Origin of the sequence: Crystallibacter permensis, assembly GCF_025960875.1 — a bacterium.
In the GTDB taxonomy this organism is placed as follows: Bacteria; Actinomycetota; Actinomycetes; order Actinomycetales; family Micrococcaceae; genus Crystallibacter; species Crystallibacter permensis.
Window position 1 is genome coordinate 59,955 of sequence record NZ_JAODLR010000004.1, and the last position, 25,048, is coordinate 85,002.

General features: G+C 62.5%; 38 protein-coding genes. 2 read left to right on the top strand and 36 right to left on the bottom strand.

Features of this window, described 5'->3' with window-relative positions:
• Window positions 1–59: 59 nt before the first annotated feature.
• The 10 genes from B0G38_RS06080 to B0G38_RS06125 form a co-directional block, all read right to left on the bottom strand.
• Window positions 60–986, bottom strand: coding sequence for a tRNA pseudouridine synthase A (locus B0G38_RS06080; protein WP_264668619.1), 927 nt, complete (start codon window positions 984–986; stop codon window positions 60–62).
• Between the two features lie 34 nt (window positions 987–1,020).
• A complete protein-coding gene (gene rplQ, locus B0G38_RS06085; protein WP_264668620.1) occupies window positions 1,021–1,593 on the bottom strand; it encodes a 50S ribosomal protein L17 in 573 nt (190 codons plus the stop codon).
• A 68-nt stretch (window positions 1,594–1,661) separates the two neighbouring features.
• Window positions 1,662–2,672 (bottom strand): DNA-directed RNA polymerase subunit alpha, encoded by a 1,011-nt coding sequence (locus B0G38_RS06090; protein ID WP_074701316.1) that lies wholly within the window; start codon window positions 2,670–2,672, stop codon window positions 1,662–1,664.
• Between the two features lie 153 nt (window positions 2,673–2,825).
• A complete protein-coding gene (gene rpsK, locus B0G38_RS06095; protein WP_074701315.1) occupies window positions 2,826–3,227 on the bottom strand; it encodes a 30S ribosomal protein S11 in 402 nt (133 codons plus the stop codon).
• Between the two features lie 43 nt (window positions 3,228–3,270).
• The gene (gene rpsM, locus B0G38_RS06100) at window positions 3,271–3,645 is read right to left on the bottom strand and encodes a 30S ribosomal protein S13 (RefSeq protein ID WP_264668621.1); all 375 of its coding nucleotides are present in this window, start codon (window positions 3,643–3,645) and stop codon (window positions 3,271–3,273) included.
• Between the two features lie 152 nt (window positions 3,646–3,797).
• Window positions 3,798–3,911 (bottom strand): 50S ribosomal protein L36, encoded by a 114-nt coding sequence (gene rpmJ / locus B0G38_RS06105; protein WP_005267758.1) that lies wholly within the window; start codon window positions 3,909–3,911, stop codon window positions 3,798–3,800.
• Between the two features lie 72 nt (window positions 3,912–3,983).
• Window positions 3,984–4,205, bottom strand: coding sequence for a translation initiation factor IF-1 (gene infA / locus B0G38_RS06110; protein ID WP_005267757.1), 222 nt, complete (start codon window positions 4,203–4,205; stop codon window positions 3,984–3,986).
• A gap of 161 nt (window positions 4,206–4,366) precedes the next feature.
• Window positions 4,367–5,329 carry a P1 family peptidase gene (locus tag B0G38_RS06115; protein WP_264668622.1) on the bottom strand — a complete coding sequence of 321 codons (963 nt, stop codon included), beginning with the start codon at window positions 5,327–5,329 and terminating at the stop codon, window positions 4,367–4,369.
• Window positions 5,330–5,338: 9 nt separating this feature from the next.
• Entirely contained in the window at window positions 5,339–6,145 is an 807-nt protein-coding gene (locus B0G38_RS06120) for a phosphotransferase (protein WP_264668623.1), read from the bottom strand.
• 30 nt (window positions 6,146–6,175) lie between these two features.
• Complete coding sequence (locus tag B0G38_RS06125; protein ID WP_264668624.1) at window positions 6,176–6,643, bottom strand: MarR family winged helix-turn-helix transcriptional regulator; 468 nt, start codon at window positions 6,641–6,643, stop codon at window positions 6,176–6,178.
• A 91-nt stretch (window positions 6,644–6,734) separates the two neighbouring features.
• Between B0G38_RS06125 and B0G38_RS06130 the strand changes: the two genes are divergently transcribed.
• A complete protein-coding gene (locus tag B0G38_RS06130) occupies window positions 6,735–8,000 on the top strand; it encodes a multidrug effflux MFS transporter (RefSeq protein ID WP_264668625.1) in 1,266 nt (421 codons plus the stop codon).
• Window position 8,001: 1 nt separating this feature from the next.
• On the opposite strand, the gene B0G38_RS06135 is transcribed toward B0G38_RS06130, so the two are convergent.
• The 26 genes from B0G38_RS06135 to rpsJ all read right to left on the bottom strand — a co-directional run bounded on the left by B0G38_RS06135 (window position 8,002) and on the right by rpsJ (window position 23,022).
• Window positions 8,002–8,541, bottom strand: a complete 540-nt coding sequence (locus B0G38_RS06135; RefSeq protein ID WP_264668626.1) for a hypothetical protein — start codon at window positions 8,539–8,541, stop codon at window positions 8,002–8,004.
• A 2-nt stretch (window positions 8,542–8,543) separates the two neighbouring features.
• A complete protein-coding gene (locus B0G38_RS06140) occupies window positions 8,544–9,140 on the bottom strand; it encodes an RNA polymerase sigma factor (RefSeq protein ID WP_264668627.1) in 597 nt (198 codons plus the stop codon).
• Window positions 9,141–9,827: a hypothetical protein gene (locus B0G38_RS06145; protein ID WP_264668628.1), complete on the bottom strand. Its 687-nt coding sequence runs from the start codon at window positions 9,825–9,827 to the stop codon at window positions 9,141–9,143.
• A 340-nt stretch (window positions 9,828–10,167) separates the two neighbouring features.
• Window positions 10,168–10,995 carry a type I methionyl aminopeptidase gene (gene map, locus B0G38_RS06150; RefSeq protein ID WP_264668629.1) on the bottom strand — a complete coding sequence of 276 codons (828 nt, stop codon included), beginning with the start codon at window positions 10,993–10,995 and terminating at the stop codon, window positions 10,168–10,170.
• 100 nt (window positions 10,996–11,095) lie between these two features.
• Window positions 11,096–11,671, bottom strand: coding sequence for an adenylate kinase (locus tag B0G38_RS06155; RefSeq protein ID WP_264668630.1), 576 nt, complete (start codon window positions 11,669–11,671; stop codon window positions 11,096–11,098).
• Window positions 11,668–12,981 carry a preprotein translocase subunit SecY gene (gene secY, locus B0G38_RS06160; RefSeq protein ID WP_169993223.1) on the bottom strand — a complete coding sequence of 438 codons (1,314 nt, stop codon included), beginning with the start codon at window positions 12,979–12,981 and terminating at the stop codon, window positions 11,668–11,670. The genes B0G38_RS06155 and secY overlap by 4 nt, the downstream gene beginning before the upstream one ends.
• Before the next feature lie 198 nt (window positions 12,982–13,179).
• Window positions 13,180–13,635 (bottom strand): 50S ribosomal protein L15, encoded by a 456-nt coding sequence (gene rplO / locus B0G38_RS06165; RefSeq protein ID WP_264668631.1) that lies wholly within the window; start codon window positions 13,633–13,635, stop codon window positions 13,180–13,182.
• A 2-nt stretch (window positions 13,636–13,637) separates the two neighbouring features.
• Window positions 13,638–13,856: a 50S ribosomal protein L30 gene (gene rpmD / locus B0G38_RS06170; RefSeq protein ID WP_139005753.1), complete on the bottom strand. Its 219-nt coding sequence runs from the start codon at window positions 13,854–13,856 to the stop codon at window positions 13,638–13,640.
• Entirely contained in the window at window positions 13,856–14,572 is a 717-nt protein-coding gene (gene rpsE, locus B0G38_RS06175; protein WP_169993227.1) for a 30S ribosomal protein S5, read from the bottom strand. The genes rpmD and rpsE overlap by 1 nt, the downstream gene beginning before the upstream one ends.
• Window positions 14,569–14,940: a 50S ribosomal protein L18 gene (gene rplR / locus B0G38_RS06180; RefSeq protein ID WP_074701300.1), complete on the bottom strand. Its 372-nt coding sequence runs from the start codon at window positions 14,938–14,940 to the stop codon at window positions 14,569–14,571. Before rplR ends, rpsE begins: the two co-directional genes overlap by 4 nt.
• A gap of 2 nt (window positions 14,941–14,942) precedes the next feature.
• Complete coding sequence (rplF, locus tag B0G38_RS06185) at window positions 14,943–15,479, bottom strand: 50S ribosomal protein L6 (RefSeq protein ID WP_264668632.1); 537 nt, start codon at window positions 15,477–15,479, stop codon at window positions 14,943–14,945.
• Between the two features lie 18 nt (window positions 15,480–15,497).
• Entirely contained in the window at window positions 15,498–15,896 is a 399-nt protein-coding gene (gene rpsH / locus B0G38_RS06190) for a 30S ribosomal protein S8 (RefSeq protein WP_074701298.1), read from the bottom strand.
• Between the two features lie 82 nt (window positions 15,897–15,978).
• Window positions 15,979–16,548, bottom strand: a complete 570-nt coding sequence (gene rplE, locus B0G38_RS06195; RefSeq protein ID WP_074701297.1) for a 50S ribosomal protein L5 — start codon at window positions 16,546–16,548, stop codon at window positions 15,979–15,981.
• Window positions 16,548–16,916, bottom strand: a complete 369-nt coding sequence (gene rplX / locus B0G38_RS06200) for a 50S ribosomal protein L24 (protein WP_074701296.1) — start codon at window positions 16,914–16,916, stop codon at window positions 16,548–16,550. The genes rplE and rplX overlap by 1 nt, the downstream gene beginning before the upstream one ends.
• 3 nt (window positions 16,917–16,919) lie before the next feature.
• A complete protein-coding gene (rplN, locus tag B0G38_RS06205; RefSeq protein ID WP_074701295.1) occupies window positions 16,920–17,288 on the bottom strand; it encodes a 50S ribosomal protein L14 in 369 nt (122 codons plus the stop codon).
• Window positions 17,289–17,683: 395 nt separating this feature from the next.
• Window positions 17,684–17,974, bottom strand: coding sequence for a 30S ribosomal protein S17 (gene rpsQ / locus B0G38_RS06210; RefSeq protein WP_074701294.1), 291 nt, complete (start codon window positions 17,972–17,974; stop codon window positions 17,684–17,686).
• The gene (gene rpmC, locus B0G38_RS06215) at window positions 17,971–18,303 is read right to left on the bottom strand and encodes a 50S ribosomal protein L29 (protein ID WP_264668633.1); all 333 of its coding nucleotides are present in this window, start codon (window positions 18,301–18,303) and stop codon (window positions 17,971–17,973) included. Before rpmC ends, rpsQ begins: the two co-directional genes overlap by 4 nt.
• A 2-nt stretch (window positions 18,304–18,305) precedes the next feature.
• A complete protein-coding gene (gene rplP / locus B0G38_RS06220) occupies window positions 18,306–18,722 on the bottom strand; it encodes a 50S ribosomal protein L16 (RefSeq protein WP_074701292.1) in 417 nt (138 codons plus the stop codon).
• The gene (gene rpsC, locus B0G38_RS06225) at window positions 18,723–19,565 is read right to left on the bottom strand and encodes a 30S ribosomal protein S3 (RefSeq protein ID WP_169993233.1); all 843 of its coding nucleotides are present in this window, start codon (window positions 19,563–19,565) and stop codon (window positions 18,723–18,725) included. It abuts the gene before it with no gap.
• Window positions 19,566–19,931: a 50S ribosomal protein L22 gene (rplV, locus tag B0G38_RS06230; protein ID WP_074701290.1), complete on the bottom strand. Its 366-nt coding sequence runs from the start codon at window positions 19,929–19,931 to the stop codon at window positions 19,566–19,568. It abuts the gene before it with no gap.
• A gap of 39 nt (window positions 19,932–19,970) precedes the next feature.
• Window positions 19,971–20,252 (bottom strand): 30S ribosomal protein S19, encoded by a 282-nt coding sequence (gene rpsS, locus B0G38_RS06235; RefSeq protein ID WP_074701289.1) that lies wholly within the window; start codon window positions 20,250–20,252, stop codon window positions 19,971–19,973.
• Between the two features lie 12 nt (window positions 20,253–20,264).
• On the bottom strand, window positions 20,265–21,104 hold the full coding sequence (gene rplB / locus B0G38_RS06240; RefSeq protein WP_264668634.1) for a 50S ribosomal protein L2: 840 nt from the start codon (window positions 21,102–21,104) through the stop codon (window positions 20,265–20,267).
• A 30-nt stretch (window positions 21,105–21,134) separates the two neighbouring features.
• Complete coding sequence (gene rplW / locus B0G38_RS06245; RefSeq protein WP_264668635.1) at window positions 21,135–21,440, bottom strand: 50S ribosomal protein L23; 306 nt, start codon at window positions 21,438–21,440, stop codon at window positions 21,135–21,137.
• Window positions 21,437–22,039: a 50S ribosomal protein L4 gene (gene rplD / locus B0G38_RS06250; RefSeq protein ID WP_169993236.1), complete on the bottom strand. Its 603-nt coding sequence runs from the start codon at window positions 22,037–22,039 to the stop codon at window positions 21,437–21,439. Before rplD ends, rplW begins: the two co-directional genes overlap by 4 nt.
• A 4-nt stretch (window positions 22,040–22,043) precedes the next feature.
• Window positions 22,044–22,697: a 50S ribosomal protein L3 gene (gene rplC / locus B0G38_RS06255; protein WP_264668636.1), complete on the bottom strand. Its 654-nt coding sequence runs from the start codon at window positions 22,695–22,697 to the stop codon at window positions 22,044–22,046.
• 16 nt (window positions 22,698–22,713) lie between these two features.
• Window positions 22,714–23,022 (bottom strand): 30S ribosomal protein S10, encoded by a 309-nt coding sequence (rpsJ, locus tag B0G38_RS06260; RefSeq protein ID WP_003803825.1) that lies wholly within the window; start codon window positions 23,020–23,022, stop codon window positions 22,714–22,716.
• Between the two features lie 548 nt (window positions 23,023–23,570).
• Here rpsJ and B0G38_RS06265 point away from each other — a divergent pair.
• Entirely contained in the window at window positions 23,571–25,037 is a 1,467-nt protein-coding gene (locus B0G38_RS06265; protein WP_319801226.1) for a GH1 family beta-glucosidase, read from the top strand.
• Window positions 25,038–25,048: the final 11 nt, after the last annotated feature.

Here is a 25,048-nt window from a genome sequence, read left to right on the forward strand (position 1 = left end):
AGGCGAGGGTCGGCAGGGCTTGCCGGAGAGTTGGGTGGGGACCACACCCCGCGGAGAAGTCAGTCTTCGGCAGTGCGCCGTGACCGGGTCAGTTCGGCGCGGCCGGAGAGGGCGGAATCGTCCGGGTATTTTACTTCTTCGAGGACCAGCGGATGCGGTGGTGCCAGTATCGTCTTGGAGTCCCGCACCTTGGCGACGAGCCGCTCGTGCAGCCAGTCCGGACGTTCCTCCCCCGCGCCGACCGTCAGCGAGGCGCCGATCAGGGCACGGACCATATTGTGGCAGAAGGCGTCTGCGCGCACGGTGGCGACCACTACGCCGCCATTATTGCGGGTGAAGCTGAAGTCCTGGAGTTCGCGGATGGTGGTGGAGAACTGGCGCGGCTTGCAGAAGGACAAGTAGTCGTTCACGCCCAGGATGCGCTCCGCCGCGGAATTCAGGGCGTCGACGTCGAGGGCATGCTTATGCCAGAGGGTAATGTTGCGGGTCAACGGATCCCACGACTCGGCGCGGTCCGCTATGCGGTAGCTGTAGCGGCGCCAGAGGGCGGAGAACCGCGCGTCGAACCCGATCGGGGCCAGCTCGGCAGTGTGCACTTCGATGGCACCGGCAAGATCGCGGTACGGCAAGGGCGCCCCGACCCGGCCACCAAGGACCTTGGTAATGACACCGCGCAGCCTGCGCAGCAGGGAGACCGACGGGTCGATCGTCCTGCCCCGAGCCAGCGACTCCCACTCCCCCGGTTCCAGATCGAAGTGCACCACCTGGCCGCGGGCGTGGACGCCGGCGTCGGTGCGGCCGGCCACGGTCAGCCGGATGGGCCGGCGGAGCAAGGTGGCAAGCGCTTCTTGCACCGCCCCTTGGACGGTCAGCAATCCCGGTTGGATTGCCCACCCGCTGAACGGACCGCCGTCGTACGCTAAATTCATCCGGACACGCAGAAGCCCGCTGTCCGGTTGCGGGACAGCGGGCTTCTGGGAATGCATGCTCTAAATGCTAGCCGGAATCAGAGGGGAAGAATTACTTCTTCTCGTCTGCTTCCGGAGCCTCAGCTGCTTCTTCGGCGGAAGGAGCCGAAGGAGCGGAAGCCGGTGAGTCAGCGGACTCAGCCGAAGCGGAGGATGCGGAGGCAGAGGATGCGGATTCGGCCGAAACGGCCTCTTCCTCAACCGGAGCCGGAGCGGACTTGGCGGCAGCCTTCTCAGCTTCGGCCACAACGGCCTGCTTCGGGGATACCGGATCCAGGACCAGTTCGATGACAGCCATGGGAGCGTTGTCGCCCTTGCGGTTGCCGATCTTGGTGATGCGGGTGTAGCCACCATCACGGTTCTCGACGGCGGTAGCGATGTCGGTGAACAGCTCGTGGACGATGCCCTTGTTGCTGATCAGGGACAGCACGCGACGGCGCGAGGCCAGGTCTCCGCGCTTGGCGAAGGTGACCAGGCGCTCGGCGTACGGACGCAGACGCTTTGCCTTGGTGACGGTGGTGGTGATGCGCTTGTGCTCGAACAGAGCAGCGGCCAGGTTGGCGAGCATCAGTCGCTCGTGCGCCGGACCGCCTCCGAGGCGCGGACCCTTAGGGGGGGTAGGCATTATGTTTTCTCCTCAAATGGTGCCGCTCTTGGCGCTACAGAGCACCATCACGGCAGAATTCTTGCGATTTAGAGTTCGTCCTCGCCGAAGGCTTCTTCGTCCTCTTCGATGGCTGCGGCACGTGCGGCAAGGTCGAATCCTGGAGGGGAATCCTTCAGGGACAGACCAAGCTCAACAAGCTTTGCCTTGACCTCATCAATGGACTTCGCACCGAAGTTGCGGATGTCCATGAGGTCAGCCTCGGAGCGGGCAACGAGCTCACCCACGGTGTGGATGCCCTCACGCTTGAGGCAGTTATAGGACCGCACGGTCAGCTCAAGGTCCTCGATCGGCAGAGCCATGTCAGCTGCCAAGGCGGCATCTGTGGGGCTCGGGCCGATTTCGATACCTTCAGCCTGGGTGTTCAGCTCGCGTGCCAGGCCGAACAGCTCAACCAGGGTGGTTCCGGCAGAGGCGACGGCGTCGCGCGGTGCAATGGAATCCTTGGTTTCGACGTCGACAATCAGGCGGTCGAAGTCGGTGCGCTGCTCAACACGGGTTGCCTCAACCTTGAAGGTAACCTTCAGGACCGGCGAGTAGATGGAGTCAACCGGAATGCGGCCGATCTCCGAGTCGCCGGACTTGTTCTGGCTCGCCGAAACGTAGCCACGGCCGCGTTCGATGGTCAGTTCGAGTTCGAACTTGCCCTTCTCGTTCAGCGTGGCGATGTGCAGATCCGGGTTGTGGAATTCCACGCCGGCCGGCGGTGCAATATCCGCAGCGGTGACAACACCGGGTCCCTGCTTGCGCAGGTAGGCGACCACGGGCTCGTCATGCTCGGAGGAGACAGCCAGGTTCTTGATGTTCAGGATGATCTCGGTGACATCTTCCTTCACACCCTGAACGGTGGTGAACTCATGCAGCACACCGTCGATCCGGATGCTGGTTACAGCAGCACCGGGGATCGAGGACAGCAGGGTGCGGCGAAGAGAGTTTCCCAGGGTGTAGCCAAAGCCCGGCTCAAGCGGTTCGATAACGAACCGTGAGCGGTTGTCGGCCACTACTTCTTCGGTAAGGGTGGGGCGCTGTGCAATGAGCACTTAGATTTCCTTTCAGCGAGCGTCCGCTATATGACGCAGCACGAATTGGTGGAAAAGAACGGCTAGACAGCCGGGAGCGGAACCTTCAGCCGCCGTCGTAATTCCCAAATACATGGGGACCGACGGCGGCCGAAGGAACCAAAAGGCGGCTGGTTAGACGCGGCGGCGCTTCGGGGGACGGCAACCGTTGTGGGCGCTGGGGGTGACATCCGAAATGGAGCCAACCTCGAGGCCAGCGGCCTGCAGCGAACGGATTGCGGTCTCGCGTCCGGAACCCGGACCCTTCACGAAAACGTCGACCTTCTTCAGGCCATGCTCCTGGGCACGCTTTGCAGCGGACTCAGCAGCCATCTGCGCTGCGAACGGGGTGGACTTACGCGAACCCTTGAAGCCAACCTCGCCGGCCGAAGCCCACGAGATGACAGCACCGTTCGGGTCCGTGATGGACACGATGGTGTTGTTGAAGGTGCTCTTGATGTGCGCCTGTCCGAGCGCAATATTCTTTTTGTCCTTGCGACGCGGCTTACGTACCGCTCCACGAGTCTTGGGGGGCATATATTTCTCCTACAAAGTTGGTTGGTAGCTAGCAGACCGCTGTTTAGCGAGTCTTCTTCTTACCGGCGACGGTGCGCTTCGGGCCCTTGCGGGTGCGAGCGTTGGTCTTGGTGCGCTGACCGCGAACGGGCAGTCCACGACGGTGGCGAATACCTTCGTAGCTACCGATCTCAACCTTGCGGCGGATGTCGGCGGCAACCTCACGGCGGAGGTCACCTTCTACCTTGTAGTTGCCCTCGATGTAATCACGCAGCTGCACGAGCTCTGCATCGGTGAGGTCCTTGACGCGGGTGTCCGGGCTGATGCCGGTTTCCGCGACGATCTGCTCTGCACGGGTCCTACCCACGCCGTAGATGTAAGTCAGGGCGATAATTACCCGCTTTTCGCGGGGAATATCTACGCCAGCGAGACGAGCCATATGGCGGTTCTCCTTGTTGTATCCGGAGGTCTGAAGCAATGCATCCCTGTTACCAGGTCCCCGGCCTCCGAGCCCGGGGGTGTGCAGGAAATCCTGCTGCACTGCCTATTGAATTACTACGCGCGGGTAGTTCCTGCTTGGAAGCAGGAAGCTTAGCCCTGGCGCTGCTTGTGGCGCGGGTTCTCGCAGATCACAATGACGTTGCCCTTGCGACGAATCACCTGGCACTTATCACAGATCCGCTTGACGCTCGGCTGGACCTTCATGGTTATCCTTTGCGTTTGCAGTTGTCGCTTGCGTAATTACCTATTACCGCGGTGGCCCGCGGAGCTAAGTCTTTACTTGTAGCGGTAGACGATACGGCCCCGTGAGAGGTCGTACGGGCTGAGTTCCACTACAACACGGTCCTCTGGGAGGATCCTGATGTAGTGCTGACGCATCTTTCCCGAGATGTGAGCAAGCACAACGTGTCCGTTAGTCAGCTCAACGCGGAACATCGCGTTGGGCAGAGCTTCCTGCACAGTGCCTTCAATCTCTATGACACCGTCTTTCTTAGCCATATCCTCCGCTAACGTCAGTAACCACCACTTGCGTGGGGCTAGTTTTTGGGTGTTGCTTGCCACTAGACTTCCGGTGGAATGCGCTCGTTGAGCGGCCCCCGGCCCGGGAACGGGCACGAAAGTAGAGACAACCAACAGATAACTGTACTCCGCGAGCCGCTTTAAGTTAAATCGGGATGCTTTGCAAGTACGACGGCGGGAGTCTCCACAGTCTCGGCACTCGCCACGGCGTTAAGGATGGCAAGGCGGACGGCTTCCGCCGCCAAAATCTGCAGTTCAAGGACCGGGGTCACCGGGCCCTCTTGCACCAACTGCTTCTCGCCGGTGGCCAGACCGAAGACCACGTCCCCGTCGCCCAGCGTGTGGGAGGGATTGAGCGCCCGCGCCAGCCCCGCGTGCGAGGCCGACGAAGTGCGCTTAACCTGCGCGGGATCCAGCACGGCGTTGGTGGCGACCACGCACAGCGTAGTGTTCAGCGGCGCGTGGCCGGGCAGCGGCGGCAGCGCGGGGGCAGCGCGCAAGACCTGTTCCCTGCCGAGTCCTACGGGGGCGCCAGCCGCATTGACCACCGCGATCGCACCGATGACTACTTCGGAGTTCCCGCCGCTCATCCGCAGCGAAGCGCTGCCCACTCCCCCTTTGTAACGCTGGTAGTCCAGAGCGGCGCCGGTGCCGGCACCGGCGTTGCCCCGCTGCACCGGCGCAAAGTCTGGAGAGGCACCTGCTGCAGCGGCGGCGTCGTACCCCATCTGCTCGGTAGGGCGAGCCTTGGCGTCGCCGCCGCGGCCGAGGTCGAAAATGGCCGCCGCGGGAACGATGGGCACCACTCCGGCGTCGGTCCGGAAGCCCCTGTCCTGCTCCTCGAGCCAGCGCTGCGCGCCGTGGGCGGTGATCAGCCCGAAGGCGCTGCCGCCGGTGAGGACAACCGCGTCCACCGTCGGAACCAGCGTGGTCGGGTCAAGCGCGTCGGTTTCATGGGTGGCCGGGCCTCCCCCGCCCACGTGTACGGAACCGATGGTTCCCGGCGGCGGCAGCACCACGGTCACGCCGGACAACCAGCCCTCGCCGATCCGCTGGACCTGGCCGACCTTGATTCCGGGGACATCGGTGATGGAGGAAGTCATGCCTTCACTCTAGAGGGCGGCCCGGATCAGATCGGCGTTGTCGCGGAGCCAGGCTTCGGCCCTCGGCATCCGGTCCTTCACGCCTTCGTCCCACCAGCGCTTGAAGACAGGGTCGGCGTCGGCGGCAGCTTTGGCGGTAAGCGAGGCGTTGCGGCTGCGCTGAATGGCGACGTCAACCAGCCTGCTTCTTTGCTCGGCGTTCATGCCGTAGGCGTCGGCGAACAACCGCACCCGTGCGGGAATGTCCGCTTCAGCCAGCGCCGGCGCCCGGTCTGTCTGATGCAGGAGCGGCGCCCACCAGTAGAGTGCGTTGACGATGTCGGCAACCCGGGTAGTTGGCCTGGCCAGGTCGAAGTCGATCAGGGCCGCCGGAACGCCGTTGCGGAAGACGACATTGCCCGGGCAGTAGTCCTGATGGGAGACCAGCTCGGGCGCGGCGAACAGTGGCCTAACGCCTGACGGATGGATACCGGGGAGGCTACCGAACACCACGCCTTCGGGCGGCAACCATCCTTGTGCGGCATCATGCAGCCGGCGGATGAGCCGGGCGAGCTCGACCAGGATGTCTGCACCGGTTGCTTCCGCGGGCAGTGGTTCCACCGGGATGTCGCCCGGCACGTAGGAGAGGACTTCCCGTCCAGCGTCGTCGTAGCCGAGCGGGAGCGGAGCGGCATCGAAGCCCTGCGCGTGCAGGTACGCCAGGTACAGCTGAACCGTGGCAGTGAAAGGACGGACCGGCCGGCGGACTGTGTCCCCGATCCTGACGACCTTGGTCCAGCCGCCCTCCCCCAACTGCCGCCCGCCGTCGTCGTTCATTGGATCCTCCTCACCGTGCCACCCGTGTGGTCAGTGTGCGTTGGCCAGTTCTGTCCGCAGCTCTTCCTCGAGAGCGGCGAGGGCCTCGGCCGCGCCAACGATGGCCTGGACCTGCTCGGCCGGAAGCTTCAGCAGGGCCGTGCTGATGGAACCGGACCATGCTTCCTCAATGAGCCTCTTGTTTTTCTGTGCCTTCTCACTCGGGTGCAGCAAGGCCAGCCGGCGGTCGATCGGGCTGGTTCTCCGCTCAACCAGTCCGCGGTCAACCAGCGCCTTCACTGCAGCGCTGGCATTACTCTGGCGCAAGCCCAGTTGAAGGGCAAGCTCCGAAACGGTCAGGCCCGGTTCCGCGTGGATGCGCATGAGCACCACCAGCTCGGAGGTGGGCAGCGGATCAATGCCAGCGGCCGAGGGAAGAATGCGGTGGATGGTCCAGGAGAGGGAGTGGAGCAGCGAGCCCAACTCGTGGGAGGGAACGCCGGTTGTGGGCAACGACATAGCCCAATCCTAGTCCACATGTTGGCATATATATAAAAATATAACTAAGTTGGAGGCCAACCCAATTCTCTTCCTGGTTAGGAACCCCGCGATGACCATTACTCCCCCACGCGATGCCCCACGCCTGACGGGAGCGGTGATCGGCGTGCTGGCCCTGCTGACCGCGGTGAGCCCGCTTGCCACCGACATGTACCTGCCGGCCTTCCCGCAGATGGCAAGCGATCTGGGGGCCTCGGCCACCAGCATCCAGCTGACCCTGACGACGTTCCTGATTGGGCTGGCACTCGGCCAGCTAATCATCGGCCCCTTGTCCGACGGCACGGGGCGGCGGAAGCCACTGCTGATCGGCACCGCCATCTGCCTGCTGGCCAGCCTAGGCACTGCCATTGCGCCCAGCGTCGAACTGCTCATCGCGGCGCGCTTCGTCCAGGGCTTGAGCGGCGCCGCCGGCGTGGTGCTCGCCCGCGCCGTCATCTCCGACTCTGCCAAGGGTATCCAGGCCGCCAAGGTGCTGGGGGTCATGATGATCATCCTTGGCATCGCCCCGGTTCTGGCTCCGGTGCTCGGAGGCGCCATCATCGCCGGCTTGGGCTGGCGTGGTGTCTTCTGGGTGGTCGCGTTCCTGGTTGCCCTGATGTTCATCGCCGCGCTGTGCTTCATCAAGGAAACCCTGCCAGCATCCGAACGCCAGGGCGGCGGCCTCAAGGCCATGCTCCGCAGCGGCAGGACCGTGCTCTCCAACCGGAACTACGTGGGGTACCTGGTCACCTTCAGTTTCGCCTTCGGTGCCATGTTCGCCTACATTTCGGCGTCGCCGTTTGTCCTGCAGAACATCCTGGGCCTGTCCACCACGACGTACTCGCTGGTCTTCGGGCTCAATTCCCTGGCCATCATGATCTCCGCGATCATCGCCACCAAGCTGGCCGGGCGCGTGGACTTCCGCAAGATGCTGGGCGGCGGCGTCATCGCCCTCGTCCTGGCAACCCTGGCCCTGCTGACGGTGGTGTTCACCGGCGTCGCGATGATCCCCACCCTGCTGCTGCTCTTCGTCTTCCAAGGCTCGCTGGGGTTCATCTACGGCAACGCCACCGCCCTTGCCTTGGGTGAAGCGCGGCACCACGCCGGCACCGGCTCGGCGTTCCTCGGCGCTTTCCAGTTCATCCTGGGCGCCGCGGTTTCGCCGCTCGTCGGATTGGCGGGCGAGCACGATGCCCGCCCCATGGCAATCGCCATGGCGTTGGCGGCGCTCATCTCCGCAGCGGGCTTCTTCCTGCTGACCGGCAAGGGTGCCACCGAAGCGCTCGACGCCGAAGCAGAGCCTGCGCAGCCCGAAATGAGCGAAACGGCAGCCCGCTGACTCAGAGCTTGGTGACGTCGATGGTGCCGGGCTTCATGTCGATGGCTTCGCAGAACTGCTCGACGTTGGCGGGCAGCCCGTCCGGCGTGGCGAAGACGGCGTAGCGCCAGTCGTCCCGGATGCAGGTCACCATGGCCGGCGGCTCGCTTCCGGGCGACTGCTGGTCCTGCCCTTCCAGCGGGGCTTCGCTCCAGAGTGCGCCGCAGAGTTCCTGTGGGTCGATCCGCTGCGGCACGCCGGACAGGTCCACCATGACGCTGCCATCCGGATTGGTGCCGACGATCTCGCCGCCGCTGGCAAAGCCGGCCTCCTGCTGCGGGGCATCGGGGGTGGAGCCCATGTAGCAGATGGCGGTGAAGCGCTTTTGGTCATCGGTGAGGTTCAGAATGGCAAAGCCCGCGGTGGCGGAGCCGGCCAGCACCGGCACGGCGACCGCGGCAGTGACCACCCGCCGTCGTCGTTTGCGGCGGGCGATGTCCTGCGTAATCCGGGCACTCAGCGCCGAGCGCACGCGCGCTTTACTGACCTGGAGTTCGTCCATTCCTATTCACCTTCTTCCGCTGTGAGCACGTCCGAAAACTGGTTCTTCAGCCGGGCGCGCAGGCGCAGCACCCGGTTCTTGACCGCGGCCTTGGTCAGGCCGAGTTCCTTGGCAATGTCGCCGCGCGGGCGGCCGCCGACGAAGTGGACCAGGAAGATCCGCTGGTCGGCTTCGGGCATGGCCGACACCGCGCGGTGGACCCGGCTGAGGGTGTCCTGCGCGATGACTTTCTCTTCGGTCGAGACCTCGGCGAGGACCCGTCCAATATCCATCCGGTCGATATCCAGCATGCGCTGGTTACCCTTTTTGCGCAGATGGTTTGCCGCCAGAAATTTCGCTGTCGTGTAAAGCCACGGGAACACAGAGCCGTTGATGCACTTGATCCGCTTCGCCTTCTCCCACATGAGGAAGAACGTCTCCTGCGCAAGCTCCTCCGCGGCTCCGACGTCGCCGGTGATCCGGCCCAGGTACCGCAGCACACCGTCGGCGTGGCGCTCGTAGAGCACACCGAACGCGTCTTCGTCCCTGCGCCCGCAGCGCCGGAGCAGCGCGGACTCATCCGGCGGCGCTTCGGCCTCCGGCTCGTCATCGGCTGCCATCTAGCCGAAGAAACTGGCCGACGAAGCCCGGTCATTGAAGGAACCGACCCAGCTCGAGAACCGGTAGTCACCATAGGTCGCCCCTTCGCCGTCGCGGTTTTCGTGCAGCCGCACCGTGCAGCCGTTGTAGCCGCGGAAGGACGTGACCCGGTCATTCCAGCCGACATCGGCCAGGTTGATGAAGGCCGAGCCTCCCGCGGAGCAGCCCCCGTAGTTCAGGATCCGGTACGAGGCCCCGGAGTAGCCGGCGTTCGCGTACACAATTCCAGCTGTAACCAACGACGACGACGGCGCCTCCTCGGTCACGGGCGCCGGCTCAGCTGCTGGCTGGGTTGCCATCGCGGGCTCTGCTGTTGCCGGCGATGCCGCGGCCGGTTCGACGGTTCGCTGCGTGGCCGCTGCCGGCTCAGCCGTCTGAGTCGTTGCGGCCTGCTGGTCCACACCCAGCTGCTCCAGTGACCTGTCCAATGCGGCTTCAGTTCCATAGCATTCGGACGCGGAGGTAGCGGCGTGGAACCAGCAATGTTCGGCGCCGGCGGACTGCTGAGCCGAGGTTGTCTCCGAGGTTCCGGAGGGAGCCGGGCTGGCGGCGGCGACCGCCGGAACGGCGCCTATTCCGATCAGTCCTGCTGTGATCACTGCCGCGAAGACGGCATGCTTGCGCTGTTTCAGTACTTTGCGGCCCATAATTCCACCATATAAGAGCCCCTTCCCGGGCTCCTAAAGCCCTGTGGATTGGAAGGAAAGGGTGTGGCCGGCCAACGGAGCGGTGAGCCGTTCGCTCCCACCGCTCCGCGGCCATACCCTCGATGACCCTCTCTCCATGCAATGCATCCTGACGGGCCAAGGCCGTTCGTTCCTCAGCCGGAATCAGGTCCCTTGCGGGCCATCTACTTACTTAATGTGCCGGGGATGCAAAAGGTCTCGCCTGGAATGAAAGTTTTTTCATCCCGGGCGAGACCCGCGGAACGTAACGCTCGAAGGCCAAGCCAACGGCCGCCGTCGTTCGCTTGAAAATGAGGGCCGGTCAGTCCAGCGGAACCGGTGTGACGCCCAGCGGCGCCAGCTTGGCAGTGCCACCATCTTCGGCGGTGAGAACCCAGATGCCCTTGTCGTGCACAGCTACCGTGTGTTCCCACTGGCATGAGCGCGAGGCGTCGGTGGTGACGACGGTCCAGTCATCATCCAGGGTTTTGGTCTCGATGTCTCCGCGGACCAGCATGGGCTCGATAGCCAGGCACAGGCCCGGACGGATCTTCGGCCCGCGGTGGCCGGTGCGGTAGTTCAGGACGTCCGGCGCCTGGTGCATGGCGGTGCCGATGCCGTGGCCCACGTAGTCCTCGAGGATGCCCAGCGGCTTGCCCTCAACGCTGCTGACGTAGTCATCGATGGCGTTGCCGATGTCGCCGACGCGCGAGCCGTTCGCCAGGGCAGCGATCCCCCGCCACATGGCTTCCTCGGTCACGTCGGAGAGCCGCTGGTCTTCGGGATCGGCCGTACCCACGATGACGCCCCGCGCGGAGTCGCCGTGCCAGCCATCGATGCTGCAGCCGCCGTCGATGGAAAGGATGTCCCCGTCCTGGAGCACCCTGGGGCCGGGGATGCCGTGCACAACTTCCTCGTTCACCGAAACGCAGACGGTGGCCGGGAAGCCGTGGTAGCCCTTGAAGTTGCTCTTGGCGCCCGCCTCATTGATCACGGCTTCGAAGGCTGCGTCCACATCGCTGGTGGTGGCACCAACGACGGCGGCGGCCACCGCAGCGTCGAGGGCGCGGCTGACCACCAGACCCGCTTTGCGCATTTTGCGGATCTGGTCCTTGGTCTTGTACTCGATGCTGGGCTGGCCGAATGCCATGGTCTCTGTGTTCCTTCTGTTCTGCGAAATGCCGCAGGCCCCGTCCAACGAATCCGAAGGATCAGGGCCTGGGCCTAGGTTGGAGCGGCAGCTCCGTTGGCTAAGCGGTAACGCTCTTGAGCGCGTCCATAATGCGGTTGGTGACGTCGTCGATGGCGCCCAGTCCGTCTACCTTGGCCACGATGCCGCGTCCCTGGTAGCGGGAGACGACTGCCTCGGTCTGCTCGTGGTACAGGTCCAGACGGTGCCGGATGACGGTTTCGTTGTCATCGGCGCGCCCTTCCTGCTCCGCGCGGCCCAGCAGGCGCTTGACCAGTTCCTCGTCGTCGGCGGTCAGCTGCAGGACAACGTCCAGCTGGTCTTCGCTCTCGGCCAGGATGCTGTCCAGCTCATCCACCTGTGCCGTGGTCCGCGGGTAGCCATCGAGGAGGAAGCCCGGTTCGACGTCGTCCTTGGAAAGGCGGTCGCGAACCATGTTGTTGGTGACGCTGTCCGGGACGAAGTCGCCCTTGTCGATGTACTTCTTGGCTTCGAGGCCCAACGGGGTCTCTTCCTTGACGTTGGCGCGGAAGATATCACCGGTGGAAATGGCGACGATGCCCAGCCGCTCGGAGATACGTGATGCCTGGGTTCCTTTGCCGGATCCGGGCGGGCCGATAATGAGCATCTTTGTCATCGCAGTAGTCCTTCATAGTGACGTTGCTGTAGCTGGGCATTTATCTGTTTCACGGTTTCCAGACCAACACCAACCATGATGAGGATCGAGACGCCGCCAAACGGGAAGTTCTGGTTCGCGTTGATCAGCACCAGGGCGATCAGCGGAATCAGAGAAATCACGCCGAGGTAGAGCGCGCCCGGAAGGGTAATCCGGGACAGCACGTAAGAGAGGTATTCCTCGGTGGGGCGGCCGGCCCGGATCCCCGGGATGAAACCGCCGTACTTCTTCATGTTGTCCGCCACTTCTTCAGGGTTGAAGGTGATGGCCACATAGAAGTATGTGAAGAAAACAATCAGGCCGAAGTACACGGCCATATAGACCGGGTGGTCGCCGCTGACCAGGAAAGTGTTGATCCAGTTGACCCATTCCGGCGGCGGGGTGGTGCCGTCCGTCGGGGTGTTGAACTGGGCTACCAGCGAGGGCAGGTAGAGCATCGACGAGGCGAAGATGACCGGGATAACGCCGGCCATGTTCACCTTGATCGGAATGTAGGTGCTGGTGCCGCCCAGCGTGCGGCGGCCGATCATACGCTTGGCGTACTGAACCGGGATGCGGCGCTGGGACTGCTCCACGAAGATGACCGCGGCCACGGTGAAGAGGCCGATGATGATGACGCCGATGAAGATGTTGACGCCCTGTGCGCGCAGGATTTCACCCAGCGAGCTCGGGAAGCCTGCGGCGATGGAAACGAAGATCAGCAGGGACATACCGTTGCCGACGCCCTTTTCCGTGACCAGCTCGCCCATCCACATGATCAGGCCGGTACCGGCCGTCAGGGTCAGGATGAGCAGCACGATAACCATCAGGCTGTCTTCCGGGATGATCGGCACCGGGCAGTCGCCAAGGAGGGCGCCGGAGCGGGCCAGCGAGACGAGTGTGGTGCCGTTGAGCAGGCCGAGGGCTATGGTCAGGTAGCGGGTGTACTGGGTCAGCTTGGACTGGCCCTGTGCGCCTTCCTGATGCAGCTCCTGGAAGCGGGGAATGACCACCCGCAGCAACTGCACGATGATGCTCGCCGTAATGTACGGCATGATGCCGAGGGCGAAGATGGACACCTGCAGCAGGGCGCCACCACTGAAGAGGTTGACGAACTGGTACAGCCCGCCGCTTGTGTTGCCGAGCGCCAAGCATTGCTGCACGTTTCCGTAATCAACACCGGGGGCAGGGATGAAGGCACCCAGGCGGTAGATGGTGATGATACCGAGGGTGAACAACAACTTGCGCCGCAGGTCCGGCGTCCGGAAAACCCGGCCAATTGCGCTGAGCAAGCGTCCTCCTGAAAAGTCTTTGATGCCGCCGAGCGGCGATGCACAAGAACCGAGTCTATCTGCTCGGCCGCGTCCGGAATAACTCGCGGACTAAAAAGTAAACTGCCTTTAACCCAATGAAACCCTTGGTGGCCGGAATACACCGACCACCAAGAGTTTAATCATTGGTTGTGAGAGATCACTACCGAAGCCGTTTGGCTACAGCTCCGTGACGGAACCGCCGGCGGCGGCAATCTTCTCAACAGCACTGGCGGAGAAGGCATGAGCCTTCACATCAACCTTGACGGTGATGTCGCCGGTGCCCAGAACCTTGACGAGCTGGTTCTTGCGAACCGCGCCCTTTTCGACCAGGTTATCCACGGTGACCTCGCCACCCTCGGGGAACAGCTCATTGAGCTTGTCCAGGTTCACAACCTGGAATTCCACCTTGTTCGGGTTCTTGAAGCCACGCAGCTTCGGCAGGCGCATGTGCAGGGGCAGCTGGCCGCCCGCAAATCCTGCCTTGACCTGGTAGCGCGCCTTTGTACCCTTGGTACCACGGCCTGCAGTCTTACCCTTGGAGCCTTCACCACGACCAACACGGGTCTTGGCGGTCTTGGCACCGGGGGCAGGACGCAGGTGGTGGACCTTCAGAGTGTTGTTCTCTTCTGCCATCTCTACTTCGCCTCCTCAACCTTTACCAGGTGAGAAACAGTGTTGAGCATGCCAACGGTCACGGCATCGGCGTTACGGACAACGGTGTGTCCGATACGCTTCAGGCCCAATGAACGCAGCGTGTCGCGCTGATTCTGCTTGCCGCCAATGACGGACTTAATCTGGGTGATTTCCAACTGTGCATCAGACGCAACCAAGTTGTTACGAGTCGTCTGGATCATTACGCACCTGCCTTTTGCTGCTGCATTGCGCGAAGCAGGATCGGAGGAACAACCTCATCCAGCGGCAGGCCACGACGGGCTGCTACTGCCTGAGGCTCTTCGAGACGGCGCAGTGCGTCCACCGTTGCGTGCACAATGTTGATCGCGTTGGCCGAGCCGAGCGACTTCGAGAGCACATCGTGGACACCGGCGCACTCGAGTACGGCGCGGACCGGGCCACCGGCGATAACACCGGTACCGGCAGCGGCCGGACGGAGCATGACGACGCCTGCAGCGGCCTCACCCTGGACACGGTGAGGCACCGTGCCGCCGATGATCGGGACGCGGAAGAAGGACTTCTTGGCTTCTTCAACACCCTTGGCGATTGCTGCGGGAACTTCCTTCGCCTTGCCGTAACCAACGCCAACCAGGCCGTTGCCGTCGCCGACAACTACCAGAGCGGTGAAGCTGAAGCGACGACCACCCTTGACGACCTTGGAAACACGGTTGATGGTGACGACGCGCTCGAGGTACTTGTCCTTCTCGGCGTCGCGTGCGTTGTCGCGGCCACCACGGCCACCACGCTCGCCACGGCCACCACGGTCGCCACGCTCTCCACGACGGCCGCCGCGGCGGTCATCCTGGGAAGAAGCAGCTTTATCGGCGGTACCCGCGGCTGCGGTGGTCTCAGTTGCTTCAGTCACCTGAGTATCCTTTTCGTTATTCTCTGCGGTCACAGTGCCAGCCCACCTTCACGTGCGCCTTCGGCAACAGCTGCGACACGGCCGTGGTACTTGTTACCACCACGGTCGAAGACAACGGCCTCGATGCCGGCAGCCTTGGCGCGCTCGGCTACGAGCTCGCCAACGCGCTTGGACTTAGCGGTCTTGTCACCTTCGAATCCGCGCAGATCGGCTTCCATGGTGGAAGCCGAAGCCACGGTGATGCCCTTGCTGTCATCGACAACCTGGACGAATACGTGGCGTGCGGAGCGGTTGACTACCAGACGCGGACGGACCGCGCTGCCGGTGATGCGCTTACGGACGCGCAGGTGGCGGCGGCCGCGTGCAGCGGACTTGCTCTTACCCTTAATTCCGAGAGCCATGGTTACTTACCAGCCTTTCCGACCTTGCGGCGGATCTGCTCGCCTACGTAACGGATGCCCTTGCCCTTGTAGGGGTCCGGCTTCCGCAGCTTACGGATGTTGGCAGCAACCTCGCCGACCTGCTGCTTGTTGATTCCCGATACAGAGAGCTTGGTCGGACCCTCTACTGCAAAGGTGATGCCTTCGGGTGCCTTGACGGCAACCGCGTGGCTGTAGCCCAGGGCGAACTCGAGGTCCGAGCCCTTGGCCTGTACGCGGTAACCGGTTCCGACAATCTCGAGGTTCTTCTTGTAGCCTTCGGTCACACCGATGATCATGTTGTTGATCAGGGTGCGGGTCAGGCCGTGGAGAGACCGGGATTCGCGCTCGTCGTTCGGGCGGGACACGGTCAGCGTGCTCTCGTCCAGGGCCACCTGAATCGGGGAAGCAACCGCGTGGGTCAGTTCTCCCTTGGTGCCCTTGACGGAGACAACGTTACCGTCGACCTTGACCTCTACGCCGGCGGGAACGGTGATGGGGAGACGTCCAATACGTGACATTTTATCTCTTCCTTTCCGTTACCAGACGTAAGCGAGGACTTCGCCGCCCACGCCCTTCTTGCCGGCCTGACGATCAGTCATCAGCCCGGAAGAGGTGGACAGGATTGCGATACCCAGGCCACCCAGCACGTGCGGCAGGTTGGTGGACTTCGCGTAAACGCGGAGACCGGGCTTGGAAATGCGGCGGATACCGGCGATAGAACGCTCGCGGCTCGGGCCGAACTTCAGTTCGATGGTCAGCTTCTTGCCAACCTCAGCTTCCTCTTCCTTCCAGCCGGCGATGTAGCCTTGCTCCTTCAGGATGTCGGCAACGCGTGCCTTGAGTTTGCTGTACGGCATGGACACGGATTCGTGGTAAGCCGAGTTTGCATTGCGCAGACGAGTCAGCATGTCTGCGACAGGATCTGTCATAGTCATTGTGGGCTCTTGCCCTTCCTCGTAACGGTTTCCTTGTTCCGGCAGGCTCAACCAGCGGAACGGGACCTTTTACGTAGTTGAATTAATCTTCGGTCTTGAACGGGAAGCCAAGCGCCTTGAGCAGCGCACGACCCTCGTCGTCAGTCTTTGCGGTAGTCACTACGGTGATATCCATACCGCGGACGCGGTCGATCTTGTCCTGATCGATCTCGTGGAACATCGCCTGTTCGGTCAGACCGAAGGTGTAGTTACCATTGCCATCGAACTGCTTGCCGTTGAGGCCGCGGAAGTCGCGGATACGGGGCAGTGCCAGGCTGACCAGGCGGTCAACGAATTCCCACATGCGGTCGCCGCGCAGTGTTGCGTGCGCACCGATCGGCATGCCTTCGCGCAGCTTGAACTGTGCGATCGACTTGCGGGCCTTGGTGACCTGGGGCTTCTGGCCGGTGATCTGGGTCAGATCGCGCACTGCACCGTCAATGAGCTTGGAGTCCTTGGCGGCATCTCCAACACCCATGTTCACAACAACCTTGACAAGGCGCGGAACCTGGTTGACGTTGACGTAATTGAACTCGTCGCGCAGAGTCTGCTTGATCTCTTCTGCGTAACGGGTCTTCAGACGGGGGACGATCTTGGTGACGGTCTCAGTCATTACAGATCCTTCCCGGAGCTCTTGGCAACGCGGATACGCACAGTGCGCTCACGGCCATCACGCTCGACGGTCTCGGTGCGGTAGCCAACGCGGGTCGGCTTTTTGGTCTCGGGGTCAACAACGGCAACGTTGGAGATGTGCAGCGGGGCCTCTACGGTCTCGATGCCACCGGTCTTCGTGCCGCGCTGCGACTGACCGACCTTGGTGTGCTTGGTTACGGTGTTTACGCCTTCAACCAGCACGCGGTTGGTCTCCGGGAAAACCTTGAGGACCTTGCCCTGCTTGCCGCGGTCGCCGCCGCGTTCCTGCTTAGCACCGGTGATGACCTGAACCAGGTCACCCTTCTTGATCTTGAACTTAGCAGCCATGAACTACAGCACCTCCGGAGCAAGCGAGATGATCTTCATGAACTTCTTATCGCGAAGCTCACGGCCGACCGGGCCGAAGATACGGGTACCGCGGGGGTCACCGTCGTTCTTCAGGATCACTGCAGCGTTTTCATCGAACTTGATGTAGGAACCGTCCACACGACGGCGTTCCTTCTTGGTACGAACGATGACAGCTTTGACGATGTCACCCTTCTTGACGTTGCCGCCGGGAATTGCGTCCTTGACGGTGGCAACGATCACGTCGCCAATGCCTGCGTAGCGACGTCCGGATCCACCGAGAACGCGGATGGTCAAGATTTCCTTGGCACCCGTGTTGTCGGCGACCTTAAGCCGCGACTCCTGCTGAATCACTTATTACTCCTGTCGTCGCGCTGGTTCTCATCATGTGAGCCTTGCGGAACGGATATGGGATACCCCCACCCCGTGCTCCCCCTGCCCGCGCGCAAGCGCGGACCGAAGGCGGAAGTGGGAATTTGCCTATTCTGTCCATACGGAAAGGTGGATAGTCTTTCCAAACGGCACAGGCAAGATTACTAGTTTATTACTAAGACACCCCAGACGCGAAATTCACCGGATTTTCCCGAGAACTAGGCGGCCAGGGGCTCGTATTTTTCAAGAGGATCGCTCCCCTTCAAACCCGGTCCCGACCGGTTTGCGGCATCTGCCGCAAACCAGCTATGGGCGGGAAATCTAAGGGGTTGGGCCCGCCCGTCGAAACGGACGGGCCCAACCGTAAACCCTAGGGTCTACTTGGCCTTTTCGACGATCTCGACCAGACGCCACCGCTTGGTAGCGGACAGCGGCCGAGTCTCGGCGACGACGACCAGGTCGCCGATGCCGGCGGTGTTCTGCTCGTCATGGGCCTTGATCTTGGAGTTCCGACGAAGAACCTTGCCGTAAAGGGCGTGCTTCTTGCGGTCTTCGATCTCGACGACGATGGTCTTATCCATCTTGTCCGAGACAACGTAGCCGCGGGCGGTCTTCCGGTTGCCACGAGCCTGTGCTGCTTCAGTCACAGATGCTTCCTTCTCACTCATTTGGCATCATCCTCGGTGGCCGGAGTCTCTGCTTCTTCTGCAGGCTCAGCCTTCTTGGACTTCTTTGCCTTCTTCTCGGTCTTAGCTTCCTCAACGGGAGCTACGACGTCGGGGCGGATGCCCAGCTCGCGCTCACGCAGCACCGTGTAGATGCGGGCGATGTCGCGCTTGACCGCCTTGAGGCGGCCGTGGTTCTCCAGCTGACCGGTGGCGGACTGGAAACGGAGGTTGAACAGTTCCTCCTTGGCCTTGCGCAGCTCTTCTGTGAGACGGTCCTTATCGAAAGTCTCGAGCTGGTCAGTTGCCAATTCTTTTGAACCAATTGCCATTTCTATTCACCACCTTCGCGACGCACAATGCGTGCCTTCAACGGGAGCTTGTGGATCGCCAGGCGCAGTGCCTCGCGAGCTACCTCTTCACTGACACCGGAGAGTTCGAACAGAACCCGGCCCGGCTTGACGTTGGCAACCCACCACTCCGGCGAACCCTTACCGGAACCCATACGGGTTTCGGCCGGCTTCTTCGTCAGGGGGCGGTCCGGATAAATGTTGATCCAGACCTTACCGCCACGCTTGATGTGGCGGGTCATAGCGATACGGGCTGCTTCGATCTGCCGGTTGGTGACGTATGCAGGCGTGAGCGCCTGGATACCCCACTCGCCGAAGCTGACCTGGGTGCCGCCCGTTGCAGCGCCGGAACGACCCGGGTGGTGCTGCTTACGGTGCTTGACTCGACGTGGGATAAGCATTTAAGCCTGTCCTCCTTCGGCAGCCGGAGCGGCAGCTGCTTCAGCAGCCGGAGCCTCGGCCTTGGGAGCTGCATCGGCCGAAGCCGGCGCAGGACGGTCATTACGACGACGGCGTTCGCCACCGCGGTCTGCCGGGCCGCGGCCCGGACGGTCTCCGCCACGGCCGCGGGACGGAGCTGCAGCCTGCTGCGCAGCCAGTTCCTTGGCAGTAACGTCGCCCTTGTAGATCCAGACCTTCACGCCGATGCGGCCGAAGGTGGTCTTGGCTTCGAAGAAGCCGTAGTCGATGTTCGCGCGGAGGGTGTGCAGGGGCACACGGCCTTCGCGGTAGAACTCCGAACGGCTCATTTCGGCGCCACCCAGGCGGCCGGAGCACTGAACGCGGATACCCTTGGCGCCGGCCCGCTGTGCGGACTGCATGGCCTTCTTCATCGCGCGGCGGAAAGCCACACGGGAAGTCAGCTGCTCGGCGATGCCCTGGGCAACGAGCTGTGCTTCGATCTCGGGGTTCTTGACCTCAAGGATGTTCAGCTGAACCTGCTTGCCGGTCAGCTTTTCGAGCTCGCCGCGGATGCGGTCAGCTTCTGCACCGCGGCGGCCGATAACAATACCGGGGCGTGCGGTGTGGATGTCCACGCGGACACGGTCACGGGTGCGCTCGATCTCAACCTTGGCAATACCTGCCCGCTCCATGCCCGTGGACATAAGCTGGCGGATCTTGACGTCTTCGCGAACGAAGTCCTTGTAACGCTGGCCGGCCTTGTTGCTGTCAGCGAACCAGTGGGAAACGTGGTCGGTGGTGATACCGAGTCGGAATCCGTGCGGGTTTACTTTCTGTCCCACTTACTGGTCCTCCTCTTTCTCCGGGGTAGCGACAACAAGTGTGATGTGGCTGGTCCGCTTGTTGATGCGGTAGGCGCGGCCCTGGGCACGCGGCTGGAACCGCTTCATGGTCGGGCCTTCATCGACAAATGCTTCGCTGATGTACAGGTCGCTCTCGTCAAAGGCGACGCCGTCACGGTCCGCGAGAACGCGGGCGTTGGCGACTGCCGATGCGAGTACCTTGCTGACCGGCTCTGAAGCTGCCTGCGGGGCAAACTTCAGAATTGCCAGAGCCTCATTCGCCTGCTTGCCACGAACAAGGTTGACGACGCGCCGGGCCTTCATAGGCGTCACGCGAATATGGCGCGCAATAGCCTTGGCTTCCATTGCTTTCCTTCTCTCGTCTTCTGCCGTACGAGCAGGCGCCTAGCGGCGCTTGCCCTTACGGTCGTCCTTCACATGGCCGCGGAAGGTCCGCGTCGGGGCGAATTCGCCGAGCTTGTGCCCGACCATCGACTCGGTGACAAACACCGGAATGTGCTTGCGTCCGTCGTGTACGGCGATCGTGTGCCCGAGCATGTCGGGGACGATCATCGAACGGCGGGACCACGTCTTAATGACGTTCTTGGTGCCCTTTTCGTTCTCTGCAGCTACCTTGACAAAGAGGTGCTGATCGACGAAGGGGCCTTTCTTCAGGCTGCGTGGCATGTCTCCAGGCTCCTATCGCTTGTTCTTGCCAGTACGACGGCGACGCACAATGAGCTTGTCGCTTTCCTTGTTGGGGCGGCGGGTGCGGCCCTCAGGCTTACCGTTCGGGTTGACCGGGTGGCGTCCACCGGAGGTCTTACCTTCACCACCACCGTGCGGGTGGTCGACCGGGTTCATGGCCACACCGCGGACGGTCGGGCGAACGCCCTTCCAACGCATGCGGCCGGCCTTGCCCCAGTTGATGTTGGACTGCTCGGCGTTGCCAACCTCGCCGACGGATGCGCGGCAGCGCACGTCAACGTTGCGGATTTCGCCGGAGGGCAGACGGACCTGGCCGTACTTGCCTTCCTTGGCAACGAGCTGTACCGAGGCACCGGCGGAGCGGGCCATCTTGGCACCGCCGCCAGGACGCAGTTCAACGGCGTGGATAACAGTACCCACGGGGATGTTGCGCAGCGGCAGGTTATTGCCGGGCTTGATGTCGGCGCTGGCGCCGGCCTCGACAACGTCGCCCTGCTTCAGCTTGGCCGGAGCAAGGATGTAACGCTTGGTGCCATCAACGTAGTGCAGCAGTGCGATACGGGCGGTACGGTTCGGATCATATTCGATCTCGGCAACCTTGGCCGGCACGCCGTCCTTGTCATGACGACGGAAGTCGATCAGACGGTAGGCGCGCTTGTGGCCACCACCCTTATGGCGGGTAGTGATCTTACCGGAGTTGTTACGGCCGCCTGACTTGGTCAGGGGACGAACCAACGACTTTTCCGGCGTCGATCGCGTGATTTCAGCGAAGTCGGCAACGCTAGAGCCGCGGCGGCCCGGCGTAGTCGGCTTGTGTTTACGGATTCCCATAGTTTATTTCCTCGTTAAAGTGGTCTCCGCTTAAGAAAGCGGACCGCCGAAGATGTCGATTGTGCCTTCCTTCAGGGTGACAATTGCGCGCTTGGTGTTCTTGCGCTGTCCCCATCCGAACTTGGTCCGCTTGCGCTTACCGGCACGGTTGATGGTGTTGATCGAGTCGACCTTGACGGAGAAGATTTTCTCCACGGCCAGCTTGATCTCGGTCTTGTTCGAGCGCGGGTCGACCAGGAAGGTGTACTTACCTTCGTCGATCAGGCCGTAGCTCTTCTCCGAAACGACGGGTGCAATGACGACGTCGCGGGGATCCTTTGCGGTGGTCGCGCTCACTTGGCGTCCTCCTTGTTGACGAAAGCCTCGTAGGCTGCCTTGGTGAAGACCACGTCGTCGGAAACCAGCACGTCGTAGGTGTTCAGCTGATCTACGTAAATCGTGTGAACTTCCGTGATGTTGCGCAGGCTCAGGGCCGCAACATCGTTGGCGCGCTCGATAACAACGAGCAGGTTCTTACGGTCAGAGATAGACCGCAGGGACTCGAGGGCACCCTTGGTGTTCGGCTTCTCGCCGGCAACCAGGGACTCGAGAACGTGGATACGGCCGTTGCGTGCCCGGTCGGACAGGGCGCCGCGCAGGGCAGCAGCCTTCATCTTCTTGGGGGTGCGCTGGCTGTAATCGCGCGGGGTCGGACCGTGGACAACGCCACCGCCGGTCATGTGAGGTGCACGGATGGAACCCTGACGGGCGCGGCCGGTGCCCTTCTGCTTGAACGGCTTGCGGCCTGCACCCGAAACTTCGGCGCGGGTCTTGGTCTTATGCGTGCCCTGGCGGGCGGCAGCGAGCTGCGCGACGACAACCTGGTGCAGCAGCGGCACGTTGGTCTGTACGTCGAAGATCTCTGCAGGCAGATCGACATTTACAGTGTTAGCCATTGAACTAGGCTCCCTTCACAGCGGAACGGACGAGAACGACCGAGCCGCGGGCACCGGGAACGGCACCCTTGATCAAGAGCAGCGACTTCTCAGTGTCCACAGCATGAACGGTCAGGTTCAGTGTGGTGTGGCGGACGGCGCCCATGCGGCCAGCCATCTTGAGGCCCTTGAAGACGCGGCCCGGGGTGGATGCGCCACCGATGGAACCGGGCTTGCGGTGGTTCTTGTGGGCACCGTGGGAGGCACCAACACCATGGAAGCCGTGACGCTTCATAACACCGGCGAAGCCCTTACCCTTGGAGGTTCCGACGACGTCGACCTTCTGGCCGGTTTCGAAGGTCTCCACGGAGAGCTCCTGGCCCAGCTCGTAGGTGTCTGCATCTGAGGTGCGCAGTTCAACTACGTGGCGGCGGGGGGTAACACCGGCCTTCTCAAAGTGACCAGCCAGCGGCTTGGACACCTTGCGGGGGTCGATCTGGCCGAAGCCGATCTGAACGGCGGTGTAACCATCAACTTCTGCATTGCGCAGCTGAGTGATGACGTTGGAGTCAGCCTGGACGACAGTTACCGGCACAAGGCGGTTGTTCTCGTCCCAGACCTGAGTCATACCGAGCTTGGTGCCCAGCAGTCCCTTTACCTGGCGTGTAGTGGTAGACATATTTATCCGCACTCCCCTACAGCTTGATTTCGATGTTCACGTCAGCAGGCAGGTCAAGACGCATGAGCGAGTCAACGGCCTTCGGCGTGGGGTCAATAATGTCGATCAGGCGCTTGTGAGTACGCATTTCAAAGTGCTCACGGCTGTCCTTGTACTTGTGCGGCGAACGAATAACGCAGTACACGTTCTTCTCGGTGGGCAGCGGCACGGGGCCGACTACCGTTGCGCCTGCGCGCGTGACCGTCTCAACGATCTTCCGTGCTGAAACATCAATGACCTCATGGTCATATGACTTCAGACGGATGCGGATTTTCTGTCCCGCCATGGCGTCTCCGCTCTCTTTCTCAGTGCTGCTCTGTTAATTTCCGGTCTGCGCCCCTCCGGCCGGATCAAGTCCATGCCTGGCGCTCCTCCAACAGACTGAATCCGGAAATATCCGGGTTCCTCACCCTGCCGAGGCTCCGACCCCCGCGCTCGGGCGTGTCGCGAATATTCTGCGCACGAAACCCATGCAAAATTGGGGCGGGTTATATTTGGGCTTCTCCGCCTAAGTGGAACCTGACCCTGGCCCCGGGCATTATCCCGGGCGGGACGCGGTTTCGCACGACGACATAAGGAAGCGCTTGAACAACTCATCTAGTGTGGCAGATATCGGCATGAAACGCCAATCTGCGCCGGGTTGCCGGGCATCTGCACCGGCCGGGTCTACACTCCGGCCCGGCCTGAACATCCAATGTGTTCTTTCCCCAGCATAGCCATTGGTCTGCGGACGCCAAAAATTGCCGTGACGCGACGGGCTTGAAGTGAGATGCTTCTGATTATCGACGGCTCCTTCGGCCGCCGCCTGCTTGTTCTAAGGACTTGGACATGGGCATGACTCCGCAGAGCCTTGCAGCACTGATCCCGCCGGACTTCACGCTGGGAGTTGCCACGGCCGCCTTTCAGATCGAAGGTGCCGTGGCCGAAGACGGCCGCGGGCCCTCGGGCTGGGACGCCTTCTCCCAGCAGGAAGGCCATATCGTCAACGGTGACCGGGCCGACATCGCCTGCGACCACTATCACCGGATGCCCGAAGACGTTGAACTGCTGCATGCCCTCGGCGTCGACTCGTACCGCTTCTCCCTTTCATGGCCGCGTATCCAGCCGGACGGCCGCGGTCAGGTCAACCAGGCGGGCATCGATTTCTACGACCGGCTCCTCGATCAGTTGCTGGAGCGCGGCATCTCCCCCATGTGCACGCTCTACCACTGGGATACCCCGCTGCCACTCGAGCAGGCCGGCGGATGGCTCAACCGCGATACGGCTTACCGGTTGGCCGACTTCGCCGGTCTCGCCGCGGAGGCCTTCGGCGACCGGGTCCACCGCTGGGTCACTATCAATGAGCCCACCACCGTAGCCCTCAACGGCTATGCCCTGGGCATCCATGCCCCGGGTTATCCGGGCCTGTTCGAAGCCTTGCCGGCAGCGCACCATATGATCCTGGCCCACGGGCTGAGCATCCAGGCGCTGCGCAGTGCCAACGTTCCCGGTGAGCTGGGCATTACCAACGTGTATTCTCCCGTGGTCTCCGCCCGCGGCGGCTTTGCCAATGACCTGATGGTGGAGCTCTTCGACATCCTGCACAACGCGATGTTCTCCGACCCGGTCCTGCTGGGCCGGTACTCGGACTTCAATCCGCTGCTGACACCGTTCCTGCATTACCTCACAGATGTTTCCCCGGAGGATCTGGCGATCATGAGCCAGCCGCTGGATTTCTACGGGCTCAACTACTACTTCCCGACCAGGATTGCGCCCGGCTCGGGACCTAACACCGGTCCAGATGCCATTCCGGAGGGGGTGCCGGAGCACATGCTCGAGGACAGTCCGGACCTGCCCTTCCACATCACCGGTTGGCCGCAGTACGATCGCACGGCTTTCGGCTGGCCGATCGCGCCGGAGTACCTCGCCGTGGCCCTGACGGAAATGGCGAACAGGTATCCGGGGTTACCGCCGGTCTTCATCACCGAGGGCGGCGCCAGCTTTCCGGATGTTGTGGTCCAGGATGCCCTGACATTGGAGCCACACGTTGCGGATGTAAACCGCATCAGCTACCTCGGTGACCATCTGGCGGCGGCCCTGAACGCCACCGCTCCCGGCGGACCTGCCGAGTCGATCGACCTGCGGGGCTATTACGTGTGGACGCTGATGGACAACTTCGAGTGGGCCGCCGGCTACAGCCAGCGCTTCGGGCTGGTGTACGTGGATTTCGAAACCCAGCAGCGCATTCCGAAGTCCTCCTACAACTGGCTGCAGGAAATCACCTCGCTACGGGCTGCCGACACCAGCAGTCTCCGTCGCTGATGTGTGCCGGC